The sequence below is a fragment of the Paraglaciecola sp. genome (assembly GCF_039964565.1).
GTDB lineage: Bacteria > Pseudomonadota > Gammaproteobacteria > Enterobacterales > Alteromonadaceae > Paraglaciecola.
In genome coordinates, this window is sequence record NZ_JBDVXF010000028.1 from 486,930 (window position 1) to 513,662 (window position 26,733).

The following is a 26,733-nucleotide window of genomic DNA, read 5'->3' on the forward strand; positions in this document are numbered from 1 at the left end:
GCGCCGGCCTATGCTTACCAAGAACTATTGTTAAAACTTAGCGCCTACCCAAACCCACAGTTTATCTGCGTCAACTTTAATATCGCCGGCTGCATATGTGGCGTATTTCACACCAGCCACATAGTTTTTATTGAACTTCTTGACATAGGATACATTGAGCTCACTTCCCAAATCATCCACATCTGCCGAAGATTCGTCAGCCTCATAACCGTGATAGGCAATCGTCCAACCACCACCGGCTAACTTACCAGCAAAACTAATGTAGGTATCCACTAAACCCTGTGCAGGAGTTGACAAGAATTGATCTGACCAACCATTAAATTTATGCAAAGTTGCCAAAGGCGTAGAGAAGCCAAATACACCGCCGTCAGAGCCTAGTACTTCATAACCCAACTTAGTAGTTATGGCGCCCATAACCGCACCGGCTTCCAGTTTTATATAATCAACATCGTAGTCAGTTGTCTCGCTTTCACTGCTTTGTTTAGCGTATTCAGCTGCATATAGTATTTTTGTTTCACCCGCTTTGGTATTACCAACAAAGCTAAGTCCAAAGGTATCTAATGCATTGTCAGTGTCGTTATCCATTTCAAGCAAATAACTATACCCTACCAACTTGCCTAATGAAGTGTTGTACGACACATTTAGCAAGTGGTCTTTTGAGTCTATATCCGCTGCTTGTGCAAAAATACGATTGCGCTGAGTAACATAAGCGTATTTTACTGATAAATCTTTAACAGGGGTGTACGCGACACTCATTGCATCAAAAGTCTGTCGATCTTGACGCCACCCAACATGTCCCACAAATCGATGACCATCCATAGTGATAACCTGACGCCCCAATTTTGCTGTCAACTTATCGCTTTTATACTGGATAAAACCTTGGTCTAGTTCAGTGGTTTCGGGATCAGCAATGACCGAGTAGATCCCGCTATTATAACCCGCAGGCCCAACAGTAAAATCGCCTTGTCCCATCACTATGCGAGAGTCTTCCATTTCGACTGTTGCAGAAAAACCGTTTACAGTGCCTGAGTGATAACCAAGACGTGTACGTAACGTCAAAGCACTGGCATCTTTGGCAGTATTATCTTGCTCAACACTTTCATAACGCAAGTTAAGGTCTCCATAAACATTACCAGTGGTTAAGGCTTCAGTTACCGACTCTGCAAATAGATTTTGACTAACTGTTACACTTAACAAGCCCGCGGATAAGGCAAGTTTTAATTTTGATAGTTGTGGTATTCTCATGGCGTTCTCTCTTATTTTAAGGCAATATTTTAGGTACTACCCAGCCGAGCGCCTTAGCCAAGCTAAAAGCGCGCTGAATAGAACTGTTAAGTTAAAAGCGTTTTTTTAGGTAAATCTGAAATCTGGTTGACTTACGCTGCGTTGCTTCCTTTTGAAGCCATAGAAGGAGCAGCGTCTTGAAACTTTTTCTGTGATGCCACAGACTCGACTTTGCGCTGTTTCTCATAAAGAAACTTTAGTACTTCATGGCGATAATGATTATATTGGGGGTTATCTGCCAATTGAATACGGTTTCTGGGTCTCGATAATTCAATAGGTAAAATTTCACCAATAGTTGCTGCTGGGCCATTACTCATCATTACAATTCTATCGGAAAGTAACACCGCCTCATCTACGTCATGGGTGATCATAATCACCGTATTACCCAGTTGTGCATGAATTTCCATAACCGAGTCCTGCAGATGGGCGCGAGTTAACGCGTCGAGGGCACCAAAAGGTTCATCCATCAATAGGACTTTGGGCTCCATTGCTAACGCCCGCGCAATACCGACTCTTTGTTTCATGCCGCCAGAGATTTCATCCGGCAGTTTGTCTAGCGCATGACTCATATGAACTAACTCTAAGTTATGTTCCACCCACTCTTTGATTTCCCGTTTTGAACGACCATTGCGTGTTTGCTTAACCGCAAGTTCAACATTCTTGTAGGCCGATAGCCAAGGTAACAAAGAGTGATTTTGAAATACCACAGCACGTTCAGGTCCTGGTTCATTAACTTCTTCATTATCCAAAATCACCCCACCAGTTGTTGACTGATATAAACCTGCCACAATGTTTAACACTGTGGATTTTCCGCAACCCGAGTGACCGATTAACGAGATAAACTCTCCCTTGTTAATCTTTAGGTTGACGTCTTTTAGAGCGGTAAATGGACCTTTTGCAGTGGGAAAATCCATTCCCACTTGTGTTAATTCTAAATGATGCCTACTCATAATAATTTCCTCACAATAATGGCTAATAGCTAACCGCTTGTTTAGCGCAATACAGCGCTTTTATCCCAGCTGACTTTTCGCTGTAGCATTAACATTAACCGGTCTAATGCAAAACCAATCACGCCAATAGTCAAGACAGCCACCATAATTCGGGCTAAGGATTCTGAACTACCGTTTTGGAATTCATCCCATACAAATTTTCCTAAACCTGGGTTTTGAGCAAGCATTTCTGCCGCAATCAAAACCATCCAACCAATGCCGAGTGATAAACGCAACCCGGTGAATATTGCTGGTATTGAGGAAGGTAAAACAATCTTGATAACGTGTGAAAGCCCGTTCAAACGAAGTACTTTACTGACGTTAAGTAGGTCTTGGTCGATGCTCGACACTCCTACGGCAGTGTTAATCAAAGTTGGCCATAAACAGCACAACGAAACCGTTACCGCCGATGTAATAAAAGACTTAGAAAACATCGGATCATCACTGATATAAACGGCACTCACCACCATAGTCACTAACGGTAACCACGCTAAAGGGGATACGGGCTTGAATAGTTGAATTAGCGGATTAATAGCAGTATAGGCATTTTTACTTAGGCCACATATTATCCCCAAAGGGATCGCTAATAGTGACGCTACAATAAACCCAACCATTACCGTATATAAACTTGTCCATATTTGTTGTAAAAAAGTAGGCGCACCGGTAAAAGCTCTAATCTTGGGTTGATAACTAGGATCTTTAGCTAATCTCGCAGCGTTGCGCTCGTCCTGACGCAAGTAAAACTTTTCAGCTTTCTCCATTTGTGCGTTGTGCTCATCAACCAATACCTTTGTTTGCTGCCAAACAGCAGCTGGACCGGGGAACTTTCCTAAAGAGGTATCAATGTTTTTCGCCATCAAGCTCCATAATCCAAGAAAAATAACAATTCCAACAATAGGCAATGCAGTAGCACTTAAAAGTTGATTCAAAGTAGGCCAATTAACTTGTTTCACTTGACTAAAAATCATAGGGATCGCTTGTTGTTTACTCATGTTTAACGCTCCAGGCTAGATGGGGCGACTCCCCCATCCGCTCATATAACTAATTAAATTTGGCTGTCACTTTTAAGACCAATTGCAAACTTTTCTAAATAAGCGTTTGGTTGACTACCGTCATATACGATATTGTCAATAAAGTGTGTTTGTGGAGGTTTGAATCCAGACTCAGTAGCAAATTCTGGAAAATCAGAACGTTTAGCTTTGCCTTCATCGATTAAAGCCTTAGCGGCTTGTGCGTATATATCAGGTCGGTAAACCTGCTTGGCGATATCTTTGTACCAAGAGTCGGGCTTAGGTTCAGCAATCTGCCCCCAGCGACGCATTTGTGTTAAATACCAAATAGCGTCACTGTAGAAGGGATAAGTTGCGTTATAACGGAAAAACACATTGAAATCAGGTACATCGCGTTTATCACCTTTTTCGTATTCAAATGTCCCTGTCATACTATTAGCTATGACATCGTAATCCGCGCCAACGTATTGGCTTTTAGCTAAAATTTTCACGGCCTCTGGACGGTTAGCGTTGTTGTTTTCATCTAACCACATGGCCGCTCTGATCATAGCTTTGACCACTCGAATATGGGTGTTAGGGTATTTTTCAGCCCATGCTTTACTGACACCAAAGACTTTTTCAGGGTTATCTTTCCAAATCTCATAATCTGTTACCACTGGTACTCCAATCCCTTTAAATACTGCCTGCTGATTCCAAGGCTCACCGACACAATAACCATAGATAGTACCGGCCTCCATTGTGGAAGGCATTTGTGGTGGTGGCGTGACTGATAACAACGCATCGGCATCAATTTGGCCACTGGTGTCCCCTTTGTGCGGTGCATAAAATCCAGGGTGAATGCCGCCAGCCGCGAGCCAATAACGTAGTTCATAGTTGTGGGTAGACACGGGGAAGACCATCCCCATTTTGAATGGTTTACCTTTGCTTTTGAAATCATCAACCACTGGTTTAAGGGAGTCGGCTGATATCGGGTGAACCGGTTTGCCACCTTCATGAGGAACATGCTTTTTCATTTCTTTCCAAATGTCGTTGGAAACCGTAATTGCATTGCCATTTAGGTCCATGCTGAAAGCGGTAATGATATCTGCTTTGGTTCCATAACCAATAGTCGCGCCTAAAGGCTGCCCCGCTAACATATGCGCCCCATCCAACTGCCCGTCAATTACTCTATCGAGCAATACCTTCCAGTTTGCTTGCGCTTCCAGGGTCACATATAACCCCTCTTCTTCGAAATAGCCTTTTTCGTATGCCACAGCTAGAGGAGCCATATCAGTCAATTTAATGAAACCGAATTTTAACTCTTCCTTTTCAGGCCAACCTAAGTCCTCGGCTGATACTGCTGTCGTAATGACTGCCCCCGATAGGACTGTCGACATCACACCTACTCGGAGTGATTGAATAACTCGTTTTAATGAACTTACTACCTTTAGCTTAGCCATTTGCTACTCCGATTTTTAGCCAAAAAAAAACCCGCAAAGACTCCAGGACACGGAAAGTCTTTGCGGGCTACACTGCCTATTTGTCACTATGCTGCATCGCATAATCACAACTATTTTTTAACGCATTAGGACGTTGAACGCCTCTAATTATTATTTCGCGACCATGCTATGACGCACACAGTCGCTATTACAAAACCTTGTAAGCAGCAATAGTGCCAACTTTAAAAAAACATTAATATCAACAACTTAAAATAAAACTAAAAATTTATTAAACCTTTAATGATGCAATAAAAGTGCATAATTGCACTGCTGTAGTGCCGCAATCTAAATTAAACAGGGCTAATAGGCTGAATAGTCATTAAATACTGGCACCACAGTGGTTAAACTTTAACGTAAATCTGTTCCACCACGACCAGACTTTGAATATCTTAATTGAGATAAAATATCGTCAACCCAATGAGTAGTAAAAACTGCAACACACACAAACCTTGATAAAATAACAAAGGGTTCCTGTGGAGTAAGGGGCTATTTTGAATATCTCTCAAAATAGCGGTGGTAGGCCGAGACAAATTTGTTTGTAACTCTGAAAATGCTTCGTATCGCATGGCAGGATTGGGTTGTAATGCCTTGCGTAAAGTTAGATCAAGCCACTGTGGCAAATCGGTCCGCGTTTTGATTAGAGGTTGATATTGCCATTCTTCATAACACTTAGGCACATAGTCTTTAAATTTAAACGCTCTAAAGGGCAAGTGTCCAGACAACATTTCGTAAATCACCACAGCCAAAGAAAACATATCACTTTTATGATCGCAGCTGTGTCGCAGTAAATATTCAGGGGCAATGTAGTGCACCGCTCCCACAACCACTTCTTCTACTGGCAATGAATTAGTTTCGGCCAAGGCATTAACCAATACTGTGCCAAAATCGATTAATTTTACCTCACCCAAATGGTCTATCATCACGTTTTCGGGTTTTACGTCGCGATGCACCATGTCTTTCCTTTGCAATACCCGCAGCGCTGTTATCAGTTGGCTAATGATATTACGTACTTGCTCTAAAGAGGGTTTAGGGTTGTCACGCATCCACTGACGCAACGTTTGCCCTTCTATATATTCACATATGTGATACAAAAACTTTGCGTTGTCAGAACGCTTATAAATGCCCATCACATTTTGATGTTTTATGTGTTGGCCAATCCATTCTTCACGTAAAAAGCCACTTAGGTAAACAGGATCATCCGCATAATAGTGAGAAGGAGTTTTAAGGCCATAGGTTTTGCCGTCCTTTTCGTCTATCACTTTATACAGGCTACTTCGTGTGCCATTAAATAAAGTTTGCAACACCCGATAACCTTCTAATTTCATACCTGGTTCTAATGCTGGGGGCATCGCCAATCGGGTTATTTGGTGGTAATGCTCGTCTAAGTTTGCTTTGGGTAATTTACTTATGGAAACCAGTAAACAAGTGAGATTATCATCACTGCCGTTTTTCAGCGCCGCTTCAACTATGTTTTTGGCCCTTTGTTCAAGAGTGAGATTAGGGGTTTTAAGTAGGGAAAATATTGTTTTATTTGATAAAAATTCATGCACGCCATCGGAGGTAAAAATAAACAAATCATTAAGTTGTAGCTCAACAACCCCAAAGTCAACATCTAGATGCGGCTCTAAACCAATTGCGCGAGTCAATACATTACGCCGCCCTTGCCGTGAAACATGATCAGTAGTGAGCTGCTCATATTCATCACATTGCAACCGACCAATACGACTATCGCCTGTGTGTAAAATAAAGCCTGTCGCAGACTTAAAAACCATGCCGCTGAAAGTCGTGATCATCTGACTATGCCCACCGTGTTGGTAGTCATGCTGTCCATGACACCAACGGTTAAGACCATGTAAGACCTTACTGGCAGAACGTTTAACAGTCCACGTTTGTGGGGTGTGTTGATAATCTTGAATAAAATTAGTCACGCAGGTGATTGCAGCTTCACGAGCACGAGCACAAACACTGACACCATCGGCAATAGCGGCCACTGCACCTTTAGACTCATGGTTATGATCGCCTGGCATATAAGCGGCAAATGCATCTTGATTTTCAGCCTTTACCCCTTCGCAGGAAAAACCACCAAATTTTACTTCTAGTTTTCCCAATATTGCCTCACCCTAACGCGTTTTGATACAGTAACTAAGTAACATGAATAAGCTCCACCGTACCATCTTCTTTGACTTCAGTAATTGTGCCGCTTGGCTCTTTCATAAACAACAAGGTCACAAAACCAAGCACTGCAGTGCAAGCAATAACCAAAAAGAAAGTCGAAGTATCAACTAAGGAATACACGGTTAAGTAAACAACGGCTCCCACATTACCATATGCTCCGGTCATTCCCGCTATTTGTCCTGTCAGTCGACGTTTTATCAAGGGTACAGCTGCAAACACTGCCCCTTCTCCAGACTGAACGAAAAACGAACACGCCATCACAGCTAATACCGCTAACCAAATCGGCCAGTTCCCATCGATAAAACTCAAACACCAATAACCCAGCGCTAGCCCAGCAGTTAAGATCAATAAGGTTTTTTTACGACCAAATTTGTCCGACAACAACCCTCCTCCAGGACGTGACATCAAATTCATAAAGGCATACATACCGGCTAATAACCCAGCAGTGGACATGCTCAGTTCAAAGGTTTCAGCAAAAAATGCTGGCAACATTGAGATAACTGCCAGTTCCGATCCAAAAGTAGCAAAATACAAAATATTCAGTACCGCAACTTGTTTGAACTGGTATTGATGAATTTCTGCAACTGGCGTCACAAAAATGTCTCTGTTTACTTTGTACGTTGCATAAGCGTCATATATATATAACGACATCAAACCAAGGTAAATGAGCAAGGTGATGGTTTCACTTAGTAGAGACACGCCTTGTGGAGATAACTTCCAACTCAGTAAAGCTAACGCCAAATACATCGGAGTTTTCATCAATAATAATAAATAAAAATCTTTAACACTGGTGACCTCCATGCCTCCCAAATTTTTGGGGCGAAAATAGGTTGACCCTTTTGGCGTGTCTGTGGTGTTTCTAAAATAAACAATACTAAAAGCGAGACTCATTAACCCGGTCAGCCCCACTGCATAGCGCCAGCCATTTTCACCACCAAATAGCAAAGCAATAGTGGGTAAACTAAAGGCTGCAGCCGCCGACCCAAAGTTACCCCAACCACCATATACCCCTTCTGCTGTCCCTAGTTCTTTTGGCGGAAACCATTCACTTACCATACGAATTCCCACTACAAAACCAGCACCAATACAGCCAAGGGCAAAACGAGCAATAACCAACTGCGTGAAACTATCAGCGAGCGCAAACATAAAACATGGAATGGAACAAATAGCTAATAAACTAGCGTAAATTATTCTTGGGCCAAATTTGTCGGTTAAAGCACCAATAATAACGCGTGCTGGTATGGTCAAAGCCACATTAATAATTAATAGGGTTTTCCACTCACTGAGTGTTAAGCCAACACCATTTACAATAGCTCCCTTAAGTGGTGCCATATTGAACCACACCATAAAAGTAATAAAAAAAGCTATCCAAGAAAGATGTAGGGTTTTCATTTTGCCTGTAAAAGACAACAAGCTAAATTTTTCAACACTCATTTGAATCACTCACTAACAAAAAAAATTGTAAAAAAAAACCCACAATGACTAAGAAAACAAAGTCACTATGGGCTACGTTGCCACGCTGCTAAAAATTAATCGCAGCGATAGATTCAAAGCTTATTATCTAAGCTGATCCAAATTTCATATTGGTTAATACTCTTGAAATCTAATGCAAATTAAACGCCAGATAATATTTATTATTATATTCAATACCTTATATAGATCACCTGTTGAATAATTCGATCAATATCCCCCACGAAAGTGCAAGACGCACCACACTAGTGCCGACTACTAGATAGATTAACCTGAACGTCTGAAAAATTGCACAGCTTGATCTTCGAGTTTCAAGCGCATTTGTTGGTAAATATCAGGCCTAAATACTTGTCTAACTATATCGTTAGGTACCTCGATGTTTTTTAATTGCCCAGCACTTCTCATTTGGCTCATTAACCATTCACCGCGAATATATTCAGGTACGTTAATTGAACCATTGTTAGTTTTGGAAAACTGATTGTATGAAGGGATAGCCCGCGGTGGCATGGTAATATGAGTTAAACAACTACCAATTAAAGACGGCGCAATGACTTCTACTGTGGCATCGAGATATTGGTCAGCACTTAGTAAACGAGCCGCCTCAAATCGATTAGGAATATTTTCCAACCAATTACAGGCTTGCTTTAAAGCAGCGGTTAACGCTAAAACGGTATTGGGTTTGGTTTTCTGAAAGCTGCCCAACACGCCTAGGACTTTTTCGGGACTGTCTTGCCAGATGTCAAACGAAGTTAAAGCAGTCAGTCCAATCCCCGCTCGAACGGCCTTAGCGTTCCAAGGACCACCAACACAACAGCCATCAATTTCACCGCTTTCTAAAAAGGCCACCATATTCACTGGAGGTACCACCACTATATCCAAGTCGGCTTCAGTGATGCCCGCCGAAGCTAACCAATCCTTAAGTTGGTAAAAATGACAGCTGTAGGGAAAGACAGTGGCAAATTTCAGCTTTGGACGATTTTGCTTTTTTCGAACACTGATTACTTTTTGTAATAAATAGGCAGCCAGAGGTAAAGTTACATGGGCCAATTGATTTTCCTTCAAGATTTCTTGATGTAACTTTTCAGACAACGTTATGGCATTGCCATTTAAACTCAACACAAGTGGCGTAATCACATTAACTTTGGCACACCCCATTCCTAGCGAACTAGCTAATGGCATAGGCGCTAACATTTGTGATGCGTCTAACAAACCGGCGTGTAACTTATCTCTAAGTGTCGCCCAAGAGTTTTGTTTCTGTAATTTGACATTCAACCCCCATTGGCTAAAAAATCCCATTTCTTTGGCCACAATTAACGGCGCCGAGTCTGTTAATGGGATAAACCCTAAGGTTAAGTCTGTTTTTTCAGGTTCAATCATGCTTTTAACCTATTTTATTAAATAGTATTGAGTAATGAGATAAGTGTTTTTGCCACGTCTTCTAGTTTTTGTCCGGTATCCATAGCTGTTTTACGCATAGCTTTAAAGGCATCGTCTTCTGATAGATTTTTCTTTTTCATCAATAAACGTTTAGCCTGATCAATCAGATTACGCGAAGCCAATTGTTGCTTAGTATCACTTAACTCTTCTTTTAACTTTTGAAACTCACGGAAACGCGCTAACGCTGCGTCTAAAATGGGTTTAACGCGCTCGGCTTGCAAATCCCCGACTACATACGCGCTCACTCCTGACTCGATATATTGATTAATCGTATCGGTGTCTTGTTCACCAGAAAACATCACCACTGGTTTGGGACTAAAGTGCGAAATCGTTCCTAGGCTTTCCAGGATATCGCGACTTGGGGACTCGATATCTATCACAATGATATCTGGTTCAATTTCATCAACTTGTTTTAACAACGAGGAGTCTGGACTCGCCAAATGACTTATTTTGTACCGCGAATTATCCAAAGCAGAAGTCAGCGACTCAGCTCTTTGGCGATTTTCGTCAATTAACAAAATGCGTAATTCTGGTGTCAGATTACATTGTTTTTTTGATAAGGCGGTGTGTTGCAAGCTGTCTACCCGAGTGCTAAAAAGATTCTTCATTAAAGAACGGGTAGCAAACCACGCGCCAGATTAAATGCTCATACTTATCAAGAAGTTAAACCTTTATATGTAAATAAAAAGTATTTCAACAAACCAATCAGGTGCAAATGCACTGCCATGGTGCTGTTCAGGTAGGGATATTCCCGCTTTGTAGCTGGGTAATTAACTCAACAAGTCGTATTATTTTGAGATTAGACAATTGCCGATAGTCAAAGTACGGGCAAACCAAGAGTTTGTTGCTTACATCAACGGCGAACTCGTTATCTAACCAATGCAAGGAGGAAGGTAACCCAAGTGAGTTGCTGTAAGTTTTACCCATTATGATATGTAAGCTTGGGCTATTTTCACCAGTAGTTGGGTAGGTTTGAGGAGCTGAAAACACTAAACTCGTATTTGAACAATCTTGCAATAAACAATTATCGCGAAAAGCTTGCCAAGTATCAGCGCCATTTAATGACACTAAACTTTCATCCTTCAACGCAAATACCAGCTTGGCATATACGTTAAACACTTTACGCCAACCATTGCCACAAGCCTGGCCGATCTGTTGGATTTCCCCTTTTCCCAGAGGTTTAAGCGTTGTCAAACTCGAAAAATCGGCATAGTCAGGTCGATTGGCAATATAAACTCTGAACTGGGCGTGAGGATCACCCAGTCCGAATAAGTTTGTATTTTGAGGCATATATTGAATTAGGCTTATTTAGGGAGGTTGCTGCCAAGCTTTTTTAAATCATCCTCTATACAATCAATCATTTCTTGAGCCTCTAGCATGATGCCCTCTTCATCGTCTCCTAAAGGAAAAACTAGGATCAACGTTTTGTTATTCTTCAATCCCGGTAACCAAATATCTAACCACTCTACAAAATCAATTTGTTTTGGCTCGCAATTTGGGTATTCATCTTTCACCCAAGACTCAGCGAATTCTTTATGTGGCCAAATTGGAATACAGGCATCTTCATCGGCTTTTAGCATTACCCAACCACTTTCACCATATAATCCCCATAAGTTTTGTTTCTCAACCATTTGAGTTAATGCATATTCAAAACGTAGCTCGGGTAACATCTTACTGAGCTCGAGAAAATTCTTTGATGAAATTTCATTCATATCAATATCCTAATTTACATATTAATCGCTATCGGTATTGCGCTTAGCCTTGTTATTCGGCATTTTTTCAAAGCTACCTAAGCTTATGAGAGGCGCAAAACAAAGGTAGCTGAAAATTTGCGGCACACCATACAGCAACTCACTCACAAGTACCAAAAAGAAAAGTTAAATTTATTAATGTATATCAAGTTTACTTAAAAACGAACGGCTCCTCTTAGGTCCAGTTAGGTCCAGAATTTTTCTTAGACTGATTGCGCACACTTAAGGGCCAGTGCATTTAAATATAGAAAGTATCACTTCAAAGTTGGCTCTGGTGCTTATGATTGAGTCGTGTAAAAATGTCTAAAATTACAAAAATTAGCAGGACTATTTTTATGAGACTCAATAACCGCCTAATAAAGACGCTTGTAGCATCAAGTTTAATTGCTTTAACGGCCTGCAGTAGTATTGCGCCACTCGATCCTATTATTGGTGATACTGGCAAACCTTTTTCAGAAATAGCGAATAGCACCGATGTAATTAGTTATGGTTTAGACTTGGAAATATTTCCAGACAACCAAAGCATCGCAGGAGTAGGTTACAGCGAGTTTTTAATTACTCAAAACACGTCACAGGTAGAGTTAAAACTAGACAGCCGTTTTGATATTAGTGAAGTGTTAGTTAACGACACATCTGCTACGTTTCAGCGTAACGGCGGGATTATCACGATAAACTTAGAGGGCCCCAAAACAATAGGCGATGTGGTCAATGTTGCGGTGCATTATTCTGGCAAACCCCATGTTGCCTTAAATGCGCCTTGGTCCGGTGGTTTTGTATGGAGCCAAACGAAGCAAGGCACGCCTTGGATAGCCACGGCGGTGCAAGGTGAAGGTTGCGATTTATTTTGGCCGTGCAAAGATCATTTTGGCGATAAAGCCCAAAGTATGGCGATATCTCTTACAGTGCCCAAACCGTTAAGTGCCGTCACTAACGGTGTATTGCAATCAATCGATTCAGTTGGGACAGATAAACAAAAATTCAATTGGTTACTATCAGTGCCCGCCAGTGATTACAATATTGCATTAAACATTGGACCATTTACTCGCATTCAACAATCTTATACTAGCGTGAACGGTCAAGAGGTCCCTATCGAGTTTTGGGCCTTGCAGCAAAATGCCACTAAAGCTAAAACCTTGATCAATGACGATTTAATGCAACAGATTAGCTTTTACGAAGAGTTACTTGGGCCCTACCCCTGGGGCGACCAAAAATTGGGCTTTGTCGAAACCCCTCATTTGGGGATGGAACATCAAACCATAAACGCCTATGGCAAAAACTACGTTAGAGACAAAAATGGTTTTGATTGGTTATTACATCATGAACTTGCTCATGAATGGTTTGGCAATCTAATCACACACGAACAATTGAATGATGCATGGATACATGAAGGATTTGGGCTTTATATGCAACCTGCATACAGCCTATATAAATTTGGAAATGCAGCCTATACCCATACTATGTATCAGTCCTATTTAGGTCTAGTAAATTGCCACCCAGTTGTAAGGGAAGGTGTGATTACTTCTGACCAAGCCTTCAATTCTGATATTTATGGAAAAGGCGGATGGACCTTGCATACACTCAGATGGCTAATAGGAGACGAACTATTTTGGCAAGCCACGCGGGAGTTATTGTATGGAACAACTGAAACGGCTTCTCTTACCTATCCAATTGCACCACGCTATCGAAATACGCAAGATTTCATTGATATCGTTAACAAAATAACTGGCGAAGATTTTAGCTGGATGTTTGAGGTATATTTAAAACAAGCGGCATTGCCAGAACTGGTACAAAGTCGCACAGACAGTGACCTAACCCTGAAATGGCAAACTCCGGACGACTTACCATTTCCTATGCCAATTACGCTATCCATTAATGGAAAAACAGCGATTTATACCACAAAAAATGACCAAATAACCGTTTCGGTTGGTCCAAACGACCAAGTCATTATCGATCCTGAAATGAAAGTACTTCGCTATATTCCTATCATAGGTTTATGTGAAGAGAACCAAGAAAAACGTAAACAAAAACGTTAAAAAACACGCCTTACCACCTTAATTTGGCTTGATATGACTATCATGTTGTATCAGGCCAAGTTTCGTAGCTATTAGCAATCGGGACGCTTACTAGGTTTATACTCGCTCGCCAATAACGAATAAATAGCGTGATCTACATATTTATCATACAACCACTCACATTGCCTCAAAGTCGCCTCATAGGTAAACCCTAAACGCTCAGGAATCGCTCTACTCTTAACGTTTTGTTGCGCACAACGAATTTCTATTTTATTCAATCTGTTTTCAACGAAACCATATTCTAATAGTTTTTCAACGACTCGTGTCATTACACCTTTGCCGTTACATGAAGCGCAAAGCCAATAACCGATTGCCCCCAAATTGTGCTGATAATCAAAATGGTTAAATCCGGCTAAACCTACCAATTTATCGTGGTATATAATCGCAAAAGTGGTTGCTTGGTTATGGTTATGTTGATGAACTGCTGTTTCAATAAACGTTTCGGTATCTTCAAAGGTTTTCACTAGGTCCAACCACGCTAACCACTGTTTTAAGTAAACTCGATTTTGATTGGTTAAGGTGTATAAGCGTTCTGCGAACGCTGGGACTAACAACTCGATGTGAATATTACGATCTACTTGAATTTTCATTCTTTGACTATTTTAAATCTCTAAAAAAGGCGATGATATTACAACAATCGCTATTTACTCACGGATTTTTTTTGCCTCATATCAACTCAGTACATATTTTACGCAAGCAACAATTAGCGTTATCGACAAAAGAATTTAGAGCAAGAGGTTACAAGGTAAAACGCTGCGATAAATGTTTAATTCCTGAAGAAAAGTGTATTTGTGCGCTGCGCCCCTCTATTGCTAGTGCTAGCGCTTTTTGTTTAGTGATGTATAAAAATGAATATTACAAACCAACAAACACCGGAAAACTAATTGCCGATGTATTGCCCGATAACTACGCATTTAGGTGGGATAGAGTTGCGCCCGACCCTGCTCTACTTGCGTTGTTAAACAACCCTAAATATGCACCTATCTTAGTGTTTCCGCAACAATACGCGGCAGCACACAGGTGTATCGACTCCCCCAAAGATTCAGTAGATATTCAGCGCGGTAAAACCCCTCTATTTGTGATGTTAGATGGCACTTGGCGAGAAGCCAGCAAAATGTTCAAAAGCCCTTGTTTTGCAACACTACCAGTGTTGGGTATTCAACCTGATAAAGCATCCGCTTATCAGCTACGTGAAGCCGCACATATCCATCAACTGTGCACCGCCGAGGTGGCTGTAGAAGTTTTAAAAATGGCTGATGATAATATTGCCGCTGCTGCCCTTGAAGAATATTTCCGACAATTTAGAAAAGCTTATATCGCTGGCAAAGCACATTTAACCTTTGTTTAACTATTAATTGACAATTTAATAAAAGATTAGATGTATACCTTATTCCAAATAAGCACAATAACCAGTGCGCTTATGTTTGAATTGCCAAGATAATACAAGCTATGGTTGGCTTATTAGATGAATCTATCCAACAAGGAATACTCGTAACATGAAATTAGAATCCTTAGCTTTACACCATGGTTATACCTCAGAAGAAACCACTAAAGCAGCGGCTGTACCGATTTACCAAACGACCTCCTATACCTTCGATGATACCCAGCACGGGGCAGACCTATTTGATCTCAAAGTACCTGGGAACATTTACACACGGATCATGAACCCCACCACTGCAGTACTAGAAGAGCGGATTGCAGCGATGGAAGGCGGAATTGCAGCGTTAGCCGTTGCGTCAGGAATGGCGGCTATTACCTATGCAATTCAATGTATTTGTTCAGTGGGTGACAACATTGTCAGTACCAGCCAACTGTACGGTGGCACCTACAATTTATTTGCACATGCGCTACCCAATCAAGGTATTGAAGCACGTATGATTGCCGCCGATGATTATGCCGCATTCGAAGCGGCCATTGACGAAAATACCAAAGCTATTTTCTGTGAATCAATAGGCAACCCTGCAGGTAACGTGGTTGATTTACAGAAACTCGCAGAAATTGGCGCTAAACATGGGGTGCCACTTATAGTGGATAACACAGTTGCTACTCCATTTTTATGCCGACCAATTGAGCATGGTGCAGCAATAGTCATTCACTCTCTAACCAAGTACATTGGCGGCCATGGTACGTCCATTGGTGGTATAATTATTGACTCTGGCAAGTTTGATTGGGTAGCCAACAAAACACGTTTTCCAGTGTTGAATCAACCTGATCCCTCTTATCACGGTGTAGTTTATACTGAGGCGTTAGGAGCTGCAGCCTATATCGGTCGTTGCCGCGTGGCACCGCTGCGTAACACTGGTGCAGCTATTTCACCCACCAACTCTTTCAATATCCTAATGGGTTTGGAGACACTAGGTTTAAGAATGGAGCGTCATTGCGAAAACGCTGAAAAACTCGCCGCTTACCTCAATAATCATGAAAAAGTCAGCTGGGTCAATTACGCTGCACTACCAGACAGTCCGTACCAAGACACATGTCAAAAAATAACCAAAGGTAAAGCTTCGGGTATCCTAAGTTTCGGTATCAAAGCCAGTGCTGATTCATCAAGCAAGGTAGCAGGTGGGCAGTTCATCGATGCACTGCAAATGATTCTCAGACTAGTTAACATAGGTGATGCCAAATCTCTAGCCTGTCATCCGGCTTCTACTACACATAGGCAGCTTAATCCAGAAGAGTTAGCTAAAGCCGGCGTAAGTGAAGATCTAGTGAGAATTTCAGTTGGTATTGAGAATATTGACGATATCATTGCTGACGTAAGTCAGGCGCTTGATTCGATAAAATAGCACGCAAATAATCTAGGAAAGCGGGCAAATTGCGCTAATGCTGTTCACTTAAGGTGAACAGCAGATTTTTTTGATAAAACGCCAGTCAGTCTATTTAACATTGGATTCCCGATAAAAGCATTCGGGAATGACAAGGAGGGGTTACCGTTATTCCGGCAGTCTTTACTACCATCCTTCTCCTTCGTCTTTCCGGCAGTCTTTACTTCCATCCCTCTCCTTCGTTTTTCCGGCAGTCTTTATTGCCATCCCTCACCTTCGTCGTTCCGGCAGTCTTTTAGCCGGAATCCACTTTTATTGTTTTTACATCAATAATTTATCAATCGAGTACTAAAAGTATTCTTAACTGATCGGCATTAGGGCAAATTGCCTCGTTTATAAAATCATAGCAATGTTAGTCAAGCTCACTTGCGATAGTAAACATGTTGAGCGCATACGAGTCTGCTAATCTCACTTAAGGCATCTAATTTCACACACTCTAACTACTAGAAACCTGCTATCAATTGCGTTTTTTATACATACGCTTAATATTATGGTCGCTGTGTGTATCTAATATTTCATCTAACTTGTTGCCAATTTTGGAACAGACTTTAATTTGTTCGAGTTGCGGCCATGTTGAACGTTCCCCTTCAAAAATGAGTTCCTGAATTTCTGTAGAAGTGAGCTGCCCAAGCAGTTTTTGTGGATCGATAAAATTAAAGTTCGGCGCTATATTCACGTCCCCCTTATAATCTTGAGCCATGACCGAATAAAACATATTCATAGCTCTACCTGCCTCTGGAATTTTACGTAAGTAGCGACGACTAAATTTTTCGCCGCTTTTTAACATTTCGTGGGTCGACAAACGGAACACTTTTTTGACTCCGTCTGACACTGGCATGTATTGCTCGCCTTTCATAATCGCTAACGCCAAGGGGTTTGCCTGACTAACGATGTAATGATTCACGCCGTAAAGCCGAGCGAGTCGCTTGGCAGGCAAATCGTCGGTTACCGCCCCATCAACCCAACGTCGGTCCGGTAAATGTGGCTGCGCTTCTCCGTATACATTCTTTGCCATCAACATAACAGGTGGGTAGACTCCTGGCACTGCACAAGATGCCATGACTGCGGTCCTTATATATACATTGGGAGAAGTGATAGCGTTCATTAGTCTAGAAGTTTGGTGCTCTTCAAATGGAGCAATCGTAATGCTAATCATACGACCGGTTTTTTCATAGGCTTCTTGAAACGTCATGTCAGGCAACATCGCTTCTAACATGGTTTTTAATGCTGTCGAATCAGATTGTTTACGAATTAGACTCTTAGGTCGATTATCAATCTCATCTTGTTGTGGGTCCAACATTTTGTTTCCGTATAAAATCGTTGGCAATTCATCATCTGTATAGGTACCTAGAATAGCAGCAGATACTGCTCCTGCGCTTGAGCCAGAAATAACACTAGGCAATACTTTATGTTCAAATAAAGTTTTTATCACCCCCCTATGAAAGTGTCCGAGGGAGCCAGCACCACTTAACATTAAAGCAGATCGACCAAAACAATGGCTGGCGCGTTCAAAGAAATCGAGCTTGTCTTGTTTCGTTATTTCATTGGTGTCTGGAATGTTAGAAATATGCTCTAGTGCGCTCACAATTTCGTCTACATATTCTTCAATAAGATGTTTGGTACCAAACTTTGCTTTTTCGTAAAGAACTGACTTACCCATGCCGCCTTGATTACCGTGGATGCCTTCATTGAGTGCAAACAATAATCCAATATCATCTTGCTGGCGTCGCAACGCCTTGAGGGCCTCAATTCTGGTACGTATATTCACATAATCGTAGCTCTTCGACTCTTCTTTGCTTTTCCATGCTTCAAATCCAGACTTAGCATCGTGCTCTAAAGCAGCCGCTTTCCAGTCCGCATAACAGCTTGCATTGTGCATTTTGCGTTCTAAACGAGTAAGAGAAAAACCAGAGGTGAGTGACATCATAAAACTAAACTTCCGCAACACTACAAAAATTAAGGGTCATATTATAATCAAAAACATAACCTATACCATCAAGATGGCTGATATAAAGCAACAAGCCACAATAAGTAAGAATGAAGCTTGTTTAGCAATCTCTGTATGCTGTTGCCCATGCTTTGAAATCATCTTGATACTTCTCATCTTGATACTTCCTAATATCAACAGCTTGATAGGACAAAGAACATTTCTCCTATCTACGGCAATTAACAGTTGTTGCGATTACTGAGCTTTGCGTATTTAAATTATCTTTGGATCGTGAATTTAAAATTGTGAATAATTCATAAAAAAAGCCCGCAATAAACGCGGGCTGTAGGTCACTATAAAAACAGAGTAGAGATTAAATTGATTTGCGTCGTATAAACATCAAACCGAATACGCCTAACGCCATTAACGTTAAACTGCCGGGAGCAGGAACAGGCGTTGCGCGCATCGCCACGATAATATCGTCGTAATCGGCGTCGGAATGACTCAAATGGTTGTCGTTAAAACCAACAATAATATCGCCGACAAAAAGCGCTAAGCTGGCATTACCAGATAAATAAGTAAGAGTGGTGTCTTGAGTTAAACGAAATAATTTAAATCCCGGATCGTTAATACTGCCAAATGTATCCAACCCAATATTCCAAGGACCATTTGAATCTTCAAAAAACAAATTCTCGATATCAAAGTTAACGGTATCCCAAGCTCCCCAATTACTAGAATTAGCGGTAGAAAATGACAATGAAGTATCTAACGCGCCGATGCCAGCGTTGGCTGTTTTGTCGATATCATTGGTGTTGCCCGACTCTCGCCCTATTGCGGTATACATCCACTGGCCGTTAAAGTCCAAACTTGAGACTGACGTTTCAACCCCTGGAAACTGGTTACTATTTAGAAATCCGTCAATATTATCGCCATTCCAATCACCCGGACCAATTAACCCCGCCATAGACTGGGGTAAAAACAGCAACTGTGTTAGGCATATCCATAACGTTACGATAAATAGTTTCATACACTGCAACTCCTTGACTATTATATTTGGGGAAACCTGTGAACTCGCCACATGTCATTGAATCAATATTACCCAGCCATAACCTGATAAAATATGGCTAAACTGTCCATTTTTTAGAAACATCGTTTTTAGGTGACCCAATTAATTGAACGCTGATCGTATATCAATGGCCTTGGACACCGAGCTGAGGAAATCAGCTGACCACGACATTTTGACTTGAACAAAACGAAAATAAAGGGCTCAATATTCCAAGTCAGTGACGTGTTTCAGTTTATGATTAGTTTTCTATAGGGAATGTTGTGGTTTCGAAACTTAGTAGCAGTGAACAAGAAAAAGTGGAATTAGAGCATCAAGCTGCAAAATTATTTATGCGCTGGTATGAACATGAAACGGGCAAAGTGATTCGCCACTTATGGCATAATCGTCCTTCAAAACCTGATGTATCATGCCGTTTTGAAGGAGACCGCCTAGATATAGAAGTGGCTCATCTCTATGGCAGTGAATTAGAAGCCAAACAAATACTTAATCGTGAATTAAGTGACAAAACTCTGTTGGAACTACAACAACTAGAAAAAAATACCGCTCCAGAATCAAGATTGTTAACCGCGCTAAATCGCATACTGTTAAACAAATCCTCAAAACATTACAAAACCAAACGAGTTTGGTTAGTGATCCGCAACGCCCATCCAGCATGGAGTAAAACGCAAATCCAAGCTTTACAACAGCATATTACGGTACCCAAAGCCCACCCCTTTGAACAAATTTGGATAGTCGGTGACTGGGACGGAAAAAGTGGCATAGTGCGACTTTTTCCATAGAAAAATTACAAGGCTTTATTAATCACCGCGATTAGTTGCTCGATATCGGCTTCATCATTGTATATATGTGGCGAAACACGGACCCCTAAACTACGGACATCTACCGAAATTTGCGCAGTTTTTAAGGCTGCAACAACCTTATGCTGCGCATCACCAAAATCCAAAATAGCCGTACCGCTGCATTGGTCTGACGCTTTAGGGGAAACAAGCTGCGCCTCAAATGTAGTATGTAGCTTAGTCAAAAGCCTTAAATTATGTCGTCTTATCAGACCTAACGGATGCTGATTCATATAGTGGATACTATGGGCGGCCAAAGCAAAAGGAGCCACTGACGGCGTGCCTCCCCAAAAGCGTAACGCACTGTGATGATAACGAAAATTATGTATATCAAATTCAAAGGGATTTTCATGGGAAAACCATCCGACATCTTTGGGCTCACAAAGCGTAATTTGACTTGGATGTACCCATAGATACGCTGCACCTGGTCCTGAACACAACCATTTTACCGAAGAACCTATCATAAAATCCGGCTCGGTCTCAGTAAGGTCCATCGGAAGAATACCCGCTGACTGCGCGACATCTACAATGGATAAAATGCCCTGTTGCTTCGTCGCAGCAACAACAGAGTGCACGGGTGCTTGTTGACCAGAGTTTGAATACACCTGGCTAATAAACACTAAATCCAAATCTTCGCTCAAGTGTCGATTCCACACCTCTAGATTGGTAATATCTAACTCTTTAGGAATAAACACAATCTGGCACTCGGGTAACGCATGACGTAAAGCATACCCCATACTCGGGAAATCGAGTTCACTCATCAGTATCTTTGCTGATGGTTTAGTCAATCTAGGGTGCGACATTAGCAATTTAGTTAATGCACTAGATAAATTCACCTGCGGACAAAAGCTGTCGGGACTATGGTTGAAGAGTTGTCCTAAAGCTGATTGAAACAACTCAATGCTCCTCAGCCACTGTTGCCACGGCTCAGTACTACCATGTTGCCAAGGATGAAAAAACTCATCTGAAAAAGCCTGTTGTGCACTTTTTAGTGGTCGACCAACCGAATGACTAAGTAAATAGCTACCTTTATCAGGCAAACAAAAGTCGCCCTTACAAGCATGAGAAGCGGTATTAAATGTCATTGAGGCTGGCCTTGAGGGTATTAAGATCTTCAAAACGGGTCAGAATATCACTTCGCTCAGTCGCCATCCGTTTATCCTTTAGTTTCTCTAGGCCGCTTAACAGTGCCGCCAACGGCGGTCCACTGGCGGTTACCGTATTCAAATGTGTTTCTGAGAGATCATTCGAGGGCACCGTAATATACTTACTAACCAGTTGCTCATGATGCTGGTTCGCCGTTTCGCCGTGTAATGCACATGCCTCTAAAAATTGTTTTAAATTTGCCTGATACCAGTCTTGATCTGCAAACTTTTTAGCATTGAGAAAGTCGTTCATTAAACTATCGCGGCGCATGCAATCTCGCAAAATAGCTTGGTCTTCAGGCATCATGTAAAGAAACTTATCTACCAAGAGTTGAGAATAATTGGGGTCATTAGCCATACACAAACCTAACTGCATATCGATAACATTAATGCCTGCAAAATCCCCCGCATTGGCCCCCCGAAAAATCTGGCTGCCCACTCGATACGGCTTATAGTAAGGACGAACGCAATAGAAAAATCGTGTCGCATCTAAACGTTCGAACAAAATCGCATTCGAATCAATCACATCTTGCAATGCTTTTTGACAAGTCACCAATAGATCATGGCATATAGGATGGGAGATCCCTAAGGGTTGAATCTTCAATAGCGCATCAGCAGCGCGTTTGTAGGCCAAAATTCCCCGGGTATTATAATCAACAAATATTTTCTCATCTACAAGGCTAGTAAAACGCTTATAAACGCCATTTTGTGCACTATTATGAGTGGTTAAATGTGCGGTGGCAAAACGAGGGGTTACACCGATTGACGCACCAATATGCATGGCTAAGGCAGACGCTTCAACTAGAGGTGAATGAGTCTCGCGGCTCGGTTCAGTAATTTCGTGGCGTCGACACGCCGCCATATACAGGCCCACGTTACCTAAAAGATCAAAAGCATTGTCAAACCCCTGATCGGTATTCCCCTCTGCTAACAACTCGACAATCAAATCTCGGCCTTGTCTTTCTAGTGCCTGCTTTATATCGTCGCCAACACCCGCAACATTTGATTTATCTTGTTGTTGAAAATACAGGGCTTCCAATTCATCGTTGAGTTGTACAAATTCGCTACGGATCCAGCTATCAAAGGCCAGTGTTTTTGGCGTGAGTAATTTCATATTTTCCTATTTGCTAAATTAGCGCTCAGCACAAACCGAGAAGCTAGGGGGAGACCAAATAATGTTGCCAACCATTAGAACAATAAGCAAATTTACAACGGCGAAACAAAGTTGGATTTAATCTGCAAATGTACATTTTGAATTACGCTACAACGTGCTGGTTTAATGTTATTAAAAGAACTAAAACGCAATTTACAGGATACTAAAATGACCTGACTAATCACTAAAATAACGCCAGCTGTTTAGGTAATAATCCAGAACGACGGGTTTATCTATTTGATTAACTTCAACCGCAATTTCTTGTAGATCTTTTGCAAAGACAAACATAGATGACAACGACTCTTCGTTTAAAAACAGGCTCGATTTTAAGGAACGTTTTGGCGTGAGATTAATGGGTTGTAGTGCACTTAACACAAACCCCCAGTCCCCAAAGGACGGTACGTTGGTGTGGTACGGATAGGTATAAGTAAAACCAGCCGCTTGTATCGTTTTTGCGATACTCCAAAATGCGGGTTTAACAAAAAACGGACTAGTTGCTTGCGTCACCATTAAGCCATCAGAGGTTAAATTTTGCCTAGCCAATTGATAATACTGTTTACTGTATAAACGTGAAAGGGCAATGCTGTTGGGATCAGGTAAGTCGTTTATTATAAGGTCAAATCGCTGCTGATTTTTTTCGAGAAACACAAAAGCATCATCAATCACTACCTTTACTTTTCGATTCGAAAGACTCGACAAATTAATGTTGATCAGATGCGCGTTACTGGTTGCCAATTCAGTCATTCGTGAGTCTAAATCAACCAACACAATTTGTTGAATTTCTGGATACTTTAAAAGCTCTCTCACCGCGAGACCATCGCCAGCGCCTAACACCAACACCCGAGTGATGGGTTTGTGGGCATAGGTCATGGGCACCATAACCAATGACTCATGGTATCGATACTCATCCACAGAGGAAAACTGTAAAACGCCATTTAAGTAAAGACGCACATCGTCTTTGCTCTTGGTCAAGGTTATTTTTTGATAAGGGGTTTGTTCACTGTGCACAATGCGCCCGTTATAGAGCATTTGGTCCCATTGTTTCAGTGCTTGGCTAGAAAACAACAACATAAATAACACCACGAAACTCATGATGACGGTTAACCACTGCAATCTTCTCCCGGTTTTTCCAAGGGATATTTTAAATGAAATCAACACCACAGCTGCAATGGACATATTGATCAGTCCAAACAGTAATGATGATTGATAAATCCCCATAACCGGCAATAAAAAAAACGGAAATGCCAATGTCGCTATCAAGGCCCCCAGATAATCGAAAGACAGTATGTTGGCTATATTGGATTTAAGAGTCTGATAATCCTCCATTAATCTCGTTAAAAAAGGTATTTCAAGGCCAATTAAAAAGCCAATACTTAACGTAAGTACAACATATGTCGGGTAGAACAACGCCGTGGTGGTATAGGTAAAGTACAACAATGGGATACTGACTCCACCAATCACCCCAAGTAGGATCTCGGCAATCACAAAACGTTGCAATAATTTGTCAGTGATATATTTAGAAAGATATGACCCACAACCCATTGCGGCCATATATAACCCAATAGTAAGTGAAAAGAATTTTACACTGTCTCCCATGAAATAGGACACGGTTGTGGCAATGAGTAGTTCGTAAATAATCGAACATAAGCCAGCAATAAATGCTGCATAAATTAACGTAATGGATTGTTTTTGTTTCGCGAATGGAGCCAATGTTGGTTGCTGATCTGCCATATCAAATAGACTTATTTTGTGAGGTGGCTTTATCTAATGACATGCCACGTTCAAACTCTCGCACTTCAATAGTCTTAGGACGTAAATGTTGCTTTATTGGAGCAATGGCTAAATCAGGATTACAACTGCCACACATGAAAATATCTATAGCGGCAAAGCCACTTTCAGGCCAAGTATGAATACTGATATGAGATTCTGCTAGCAATAACATACCAGTAATACCTTGATTTTCACCGAAACTGTGGAGTCTTTTTTGCAATACATTGGCACCGGAAGCTTCTGCGGCTTCCACCAAAGCTTCTTCAATCACAGTTTCGTCGCTAAGATTGCTGGCTTGGTATAAATCTAACAATAAGTGTTTCCCTGGAGCGTAACTATTTTTCAAAACGACCTTTTATCATTGCTGACTTTATCTAATGACCAATACTATTTAGGCTTACCCTATTTTGTTTATCTGCCATTGTCTATTTTCGTTTTTACACTAGCAATCAAAATTCTCATAAACTAATAAAGTCGACGTTGCACTATACAAGCACCTACAACCTTGTTCTCGTTGCTGTGACTCATTTATTAGACGAATCTTTGGAAAAGAAAAACCTAAATTAAACTTTAAATTGAGCCAGCGTTTTAGTCAGGTTCGTAGCCAGCTGCGACAACGAACCTGCCGCTTTAGTATTACTGGCATTACCTTGTGAAACATCTTCACCAAGATGCTTAAATGCTTGGACTTGATTGCGTACTTCAATAGAAACGTCTTTAGAATTCGCAGCTAATCGTGCGGCATCATTGCTCACCTTCACCAGAGACAGTATGCGATTACGCCCTGTTTGGAGGGTTTCAACTAACTCATTTGCTAAGTCCACAGATTTTTTGGCCTTATCCTGATTGGAATCCATGTTGGCAACAGCGGTTTCGATAGAGCCTACTATATTGGCTAACAAGGTATTAATTTCATCAGTGGATTGCTGGGTACGAATAGCTAAGGTCCTGACTTCATCAGCTACTACTGCAAAACCTCTTCCTGTCTCCCCCGCCCTTGCGGCTTCAATAGCGGCATTTAATGCTAATAAATTAGTTTGAGAGGCAATCTCGGCTATGGTTTTAACTACATTAGACACTTCATTCCCGGCCGTTTGTAAGGTCAGTAATTTTTCAGCACTGACTTCTATGTCGTCTGATAGTTCGCCAATGCTAGCAGCGGTTTCTTCAACCTTTTGTTGTCCTTGCGCCATACTTTCAGCACCTTGTTCTGCGTCACCTGCAGCGGATTCTGAAAACTCTAAGCTATGCTGCATGTCCTGTTCAAGCCTCGCCATCACTTGCACTAGACTTTCGATGTCGGTTTGTAATTTTACAACAGTTGTACCAGAACGCTGGGTGCTACTTCCTAATTGTTTGACAGACTCGTCAATACTTGTGATAGCTTGGTTTACATCCGCCATTCCTGACTGAAACATTCTAAGTAAGCCATTTATGCTGCCTGCCATACTACTAACTTCTGTGGTCGTATGTTTAGGTATCGTTTTGGTTAAGTCTCTATGGCTTGAAATGAGATCGAGTTGCTGTGCCAATGACACTATGGGTTCGGCAATTTGCTTTTTTGATACCCAAAAGGCGCCAACAGCCACTAAAATGAGTACCGCTACTAGCACTATAACTATAATAAAGCCTGTATCTAGCTGCATGTCTATCTCATCCACGCTGTTGCCTGTTTCAGTAGCGATCGCATCTCGAAGCTTATCTAACTCCTGAGTTAACTGGGCGGCTTGTTGATCTAGCGTTGCTAGATGTTCACGTGCCAAATCCCAATCTACGCTTGATTGATTCATAACTTGATACAGATTATTTAGGGAGTCTTTAACCTTATCAATATTGCTGTCTAACTGACCTGTAGACAACGATTTCGCTAATAATGTATTAGCGTTATCTAACTGTTGTTGCAATTGCTGTCTGTCGACTTCAAATTGCTTCGGAGATAAAGTGGTGCCGTACAGTGAATACCCTTTGAGTACTAACTCTTTAGACGTTGAATGCAATACATTGATGTTATTCAGTGCTGGCAGGGTTTGTTGCACGAAACTTGCGACTTTACCCTGCACAAATTGACTACTGCTCGTCAGAATAACAGCAGCGATTAGAGTCACCATCAAAATCGCGGCATAACCAAACATCATTCTGATGCGAATCGAGCTAAACAGGGTTGGCATAGTGTAGTGTCCTTTGAGCAGTTTATTTTATTAGGCCGACTGGTATCGGCTTTTGATAGTAATGTCAGCTAAAATGTGACGATAAACGTCCTGACTTAAGTCAATTTGCGTACCAATTCAAGATGATTTCAATACCATCTCACAATTAAGAAATGACCCAAATACTAACTTGTATTG

At 41.4% G+C, this 26,733-nt stretch carries 22 protein-coding genes; 4 read left to right on the forward strand and 18 right to left on the reverse strand.

Annotated elements, in window-relative coordinates:
* Nucleotides 1–30 precede the first annotated feature (30 nt).
* From ABJK37_RS12950 to ABJK37_RS12995, 10 genes are all read right to left on the reverse strand, one after another.
* Nucleotides 31–1,245, reverse strand: coding sequence for an alginate export family protein (locus ABJK37_RS12950; protein ID WP_348354331.1), 1,215 nt, complete (start codon nucleotides 1,243–1,245; stop codon nucleotides 31–33).
* 131 nt (nucleotides 1,246–1,376) lie between these two features.
* Nucleotides 1,377–2,234, reverse strand: a complete 858-nt coding sequence (locus tag ABJK37_RS12955; protein WP_348354334.1) for an ABC transporter ATP-binding protein — start codon at nucleotides 2,232–2,234, stop codon at nucleotides 1,377–1,379.
* Nucleotides 2,235–2,275: 41 nt separating this feature from the next.
* A complete protein-coding gene (locus ABJK37_RS12960) occupies nucleotides 2,276–3,265 on the reverse strand; it encodes an ABC transporter permease (RefSeq protein ID WP_348354337.1) in 990 nt (329 codons plus the stop codon).
* Between the two features lie 53 nt (nucleotides 3,266–3,318).
* On the reverse strand, nucleotides 3,319–4,722 hold the full coding sequence (locus ABJK37_RS12965; protein WP_348354341.1) for a CmpA/NrtA family ABC transporter substrate-binding protein: 1,404 nt from the start codon (nucleotides 4,720–4,722) through the stop codon (nucleotides 3,319–3,321).
* A 428-nt stretch (nucleotides 4,723–5,150) separates the two neighbouring features.
* Entirely contained in the window at nucleotides 5,151–6,869 is a 1,719-nt protein-coding gene (locus ABJK37_RS12970) for a bifunctional protein-serine/threonine kinase/phosphatase (protein WP_348354345.1), read from the reverse strand.
* A 34-nt stretch (nucleotides 6,870–6,903) separates the two neighbouring features.
* Nucleotides 6,904–8,370, reverse strand: a complete 1,467-nt coding sequence (locus ABJK37_RS12975) for a NarK family nitrate/nitrite MFS transporter (RefSeq protein WP_348354348.1) — start codon at nucleotides 8,368–8,370, stop codon at nucleotides 6,904–6,906.
* A gap of 303 nt (nucleotides 8,371–8,673) precedes the next feature.
* Nucleotides 8,674–9,783, reverse strand: coding sequence for a CmpA/NrtA family ABC transporter substrate-binding protein (locus ABJK37_RS12980; protein ID WP_348354351.1), 1,110 nt, complete (start codon nucleotides 9,781–9,783; stop codon nucleotides 8,674–8,676).
* Between the two features lie 17 nt (nucleotides 9,784–9,800).
* The gene (locus tag ABJK37_RS12985; RefSeq protein WP_348354354.1) at nucleotides 9,801–10,418 is read right to left on the reverse strand and encodes an ANTAR domain-containing protein; all 618 of its coding nucleotides are present in this window, start codon (nucleotides 10,416–10,418) and stop codon (nucleotides 9,801–9,803) included.
* 160 nt (nucleotides 10,419–10,578) lie between these two features.
* Nucleotides 10,579–11,133 carry a hypothetical protein gene (locus ABJK37_RS12990; RefSeq protein ID WP_348354358.1) on the reverse strand — a complete coding sequence of 185 codons (555 nt, stop codon included), beginning with the start codon at nucleotides 11,131–11,133 and terminating at the stop codon, nucleotides 10,579–10,581.
* 14 nt (nucleotides 11,134–11,147) lie between these two features.
* On the reverse strand, nucleotides 11,148–11,555 hold the full coding sequence (locus ABJK37_RS12995) for a DUF2750 domain-containing protein (RefSeq protein WP_348354361.1): 408 nt from the start codon (nucleotides 11,553–11,555) through the stop codon (nucleotides 11,148–11,150).
* A 374-nt stretch (nucleotides 11,556–11,929) separates the two neighbouring features.
* On the opposite strand from ABJK37_RS12995, the gene ABJK37_RS13000 reads away from it, so the two are divergent.
* On the forward strand, nucleotides 11,930–13,627 hold the full coding sequence (locus tag ABJK37_RS13000; RefSeq protein WP_348354364.1) for a M1 family metallopeptidase: 1,698 nt from the start codon (nucleotides 11,930–11,932) through the stop codon (nucleotides 13,625–13,627).
* Between the two features lie 71 nt (nucleotides 13,628–13,698).
* Here the strand turns inward: ABJK37_RS13000 and ABJK37_RS13005 are convergent, their stop codons facing one another.
* Nucleotides 13,699–14,256 (reverse strand): GNAT family protein, encoded by a 558-nt coding sequence (locus tag ABJK37_RS13005; protein ID WP_348354367.1) that lies wholly within the window; start codon nucleotides 14,254–14,256, stop codon nucleotides 13,699–13,701.
* A 71-nt stretch (nucleotides 14,257–14,327) separates the two neighbouring features.
* Here ABJK37_RS13005 and ABJK37_RS13010 point away from each other — a divergent pair, with 71 nt between their 5' ends.
* Both ABJK37_RS13010 and ABJK37_RS13015 read left to right on the forward strand, forming a co-directional pair.
* Nucleotides 14,328–15,014: a tRNA-uridine aminocarboxypropyltransferase gene (locus ABJK37_RS13010; protein ID WP_348354370.1), complete on the forward strand. Its 687-nt coding sequence runs from the start codon at nucleotides 14,328–14,330 to the stop codon at nucleotides 15,012–15,014.
* A gap of 148 nt (nucleotides 15,015–15,162) precedes the next feature.
* Nucleotides 15,163–16,452 carry an aminotransferase class I/II-fold pyridoxal phosphate-dependent enzyme gene (locus ABJK37_RS13015; protein ID WP_348354373.1) on the forward strand — a complete coding sequence of 430 codons (1,290 nt, stop codon included), beginning with the start codon at nucleotides 15,163–15,165 and terminating at the stop codon, nucleotides 16,450–16,452.
* A 496-nt stretch (nucleotides 16,453–16,948) separates the two neighbouring features.
* On the opposite strand, the gene ABJK37_RS13020 is transcribed toward ABJK37_RS13015, so the two are convergent.
* Entirely contained in the window at nucleotides 16,949–18,418 is a 1,470-nt protein-coding gene (locus ABJK37_RS13020; protein WP_348354376.1) for a DUF3336 domain-containing protein, read from the reverse strand.
* Between the two features lie 373 nt (nucleotides 18,419–18,791).
* On the reverse strand, nucleotides 18,792–19,445 hold the full coding sequence (locus ABJK37_RS13025) for a PEP-CTERM sorting domain-containing protein (protein WP_348354379.1): 654 nt from the start codon (nucleotides 19,443–19,445) through the stop codon (nucleotides 18,792–18,794).
* Between the two features lie 299 nt (nucleotides 19,446–19,744).
* Between ABJK37_RS13025 and ABJK37_RS13030 the strand changes: the two genes are divergently transcribed.
* A complete protein-coding gene (locus tag ABJK37_RS13030) occupies nucleotides 19,745–20,263 on the forward strand; it encodes a hypothetical protein (protein ID WP_348354382.1) in 519 nt (172 codons plus the stop codon).
* A gap of 5 nt (nucleotides 20,264–20,268) precedes the next feature.
* Here the strand turns inward: ABJK37_RS13030 and ABJK37_RS13035 are convergent, their stop codons facing one another.
* The 5 genes from ABJK37_RS13035 to ABJK37_RS13055 all read right to left on the reverse strand — a co-directional run bounded on the left by ABJK37_RS13035 (nucleotide 20,269) and on the right by ABJK37_RS13055 (nucleotide 26,556).
* Nucleotides 20,269–21,405 carry an aminotransferase class V-fold PLP-dependent enzyme gene (locus ABJK37_RS13035; RefSeq protein ID WP_348354385.1) on the reverse strand — a complete coding sequence of 379 codons (1,137 nt, stop codon included), beginning with the start codon at nucleotides 21,403–21,405 and terminating at the stop codon, nucleotides 20,269–20,271.
* Nucleotides 21,395–22,579, reverse strand: a complete 1,185-nt coding sequence (locus tag ABJK37_RS13040; RefSeq protein WP_348354387.1) for a monodechloroaminopyrrolnitrin synthase PrnB family protein — start codon at nucleotides 22,577–22,579, stop codon at nucleotides 21,395–21,397. The genes ABJK37_RS13035 and ABJK37_RS13040 overlap by 11 nt, the downstream gene beginning before the upstream one ends.
* 216 nt (nucleotides 22,580–22,795) lie before the next feature.
* Nucleotides 22,796–24,349, reverse strand: a complete 1,554-nt coding sequence (locus ABJK37_RS13045) for a polyamine aminopropyltransferase (protein WP_348354389.1) — start codon at nucleotides 24,347–24,349, stop codon at nucleotides 22,796–22,798.
* A 1-nt stretch (nucleotide 24,350) separates the two neighbouring features.
* Nucleotides 24,351–24,701, reverse strand: coding sequence for an adenosylmethionine decarboxylase (gene speD, locus ABJK37_RS13050; protein WP_348354392.1), 351 nt, complete (start codon nucleotides 24,699–24,701; stop codon nucleotides 24,351–24,353).
* A 250-nt stretch (nucleotides 24,702–24,951) separates the two neighbouring features.
* The gene (locus tag ABJK37_RS13055) at nucleotides 24,952–26,556 is read right to left on the reverse strand and encodes a methyl-accepting chemotaxis protein (RefSeq protein WP_348354396.1); all 1,605 of its coding nucleotides are present in this window, start codon (nucleotides 26,554–26,556) and stop codon (nucleotides 24,952–24,954) included.
* Nucleotides 26,557–26,733 lie beyond the last annotated feature (177 nt).

Bases quoted from the DNA above. Each gene is read 5' to 3' on its own strand.
- ABJK37_RS12990 (WP_348354358.1), bottom strand. From the start codon at position 11,133: ATGCCTCAAAATACAAACTTATTCGGACTGGGTGATCCTCACGCCCAG.
- ABJK37_RS12955 (WP_348354334.1), bottom strand. From the start codon at position 2,234: ATGAGTAGGCATCATTTAGAATTAACACAAGTGGGAATGGATTTTCCC.
- ABJK37_RS13025 (WP_348354379.1), bottom strand. From the start codon at position 19,445: ATGAAACTATTTATCGTAACGTTATGGATATGCCTAACACAGTTGCTG.
- ABJK37_RS12950 (WP_348354331.1), bottom strand. From the start codon at position 1,245: ATGAGAATACCACAACTATCAAAATTAAAACTTGCCTTATCCGCGGGC.
- ABJK37_RS12975 (WP_348354348.1), bottom strand. From the start codon at position 8,370: ATGAGTGTTGAAAAATTTAGCTTGTTGTCTTTTACAGGCAAAATGAAA.
- ABJK37_RS13015 (WP_348354373.1), top strand. From the start codon at position 15,163: ATGAAATTAGAATCCTTAGCTTTACACCATGGTTATACCTCAGAAGAA.
- ABJK37_RS13005 (WP_348354367.1), bottom strand. From the start codon at position 14,256: ATGAAAATTCAAGTAGATCGTAATATTCACATCGAGTTGTTAGTCCCA.
- ABJK37_RS13020 (WP_348354376.1), bottom strand. From the start codon at position 18,418: ATGATGTCACTCACCTCTGGTTTTTCTCTTACTCGTTTAGAACGCAAA.
- ABJK37_RS12960 (WP_348354337.1), bottom strand. From the start codon at position 3,265: ATGAGTAAACAACAAGCGATCCCTATGATTTTTAGTCAAGTGAAACAA.
- ABJK37_RS13040 (WP_348354387.1), bottom strand. From the start codon at position 22,579: ATGAAATTACTCACGCCAAAAACACTGGCCTTTGATAGCTGGATCCGT.
- ABJK37_RS13000 (WP_348354364.1), top strand. From the start codon at position 11,930: ATGAGACTCAATAACCGCCTAATAAAGACGCTTGTAGCATCAAGTTTA.
- ABJK37_RS12980 (WP_348354351.1), bottom strand. From the start codon at position 9,783: ATGATTGAACCTGAAAAAACAGACTTAACCTTAGGGTTTATCCCATTA.
- ABJK37_RS12995 (WP_348354361.1), bottom strand. From the start codon at position 11,555: ATGAATGAAATTTCATCAAAGAATTTTCTCGAGCTCAGTAAGATGTTA.
- ABJK37_RS12965 (WP_348354341.1), bottom strand. From the start codon at position 4,722: ATGGCTAAGCTAAAGGTAGTAAGTTCATTAAAACGAGTTATTCAATCA.
- ABJK37_RS13035 (WP_348354385.1), bottom strand. From the start codon at position 21,405: ATGACATTTAATACCGCTTCTCATGCTTGTAAGGGCGACTTTTGTTTG.
- ABJK37_RS13055 (WP_348354396.1), bottom strand. From the start codon at position 26,556: ATGCCAACCCTGTTTAGCTCGATTCGCATCAGAATGATGTTTGGTTAT.
- ABJK37_RS13045 (WP_348354389.1), bottom strand. From the start codon at position 24,349: ATGGCAGATCAGCAACCAACATTGGCTCCATTCGCGAAACAAAAACAA.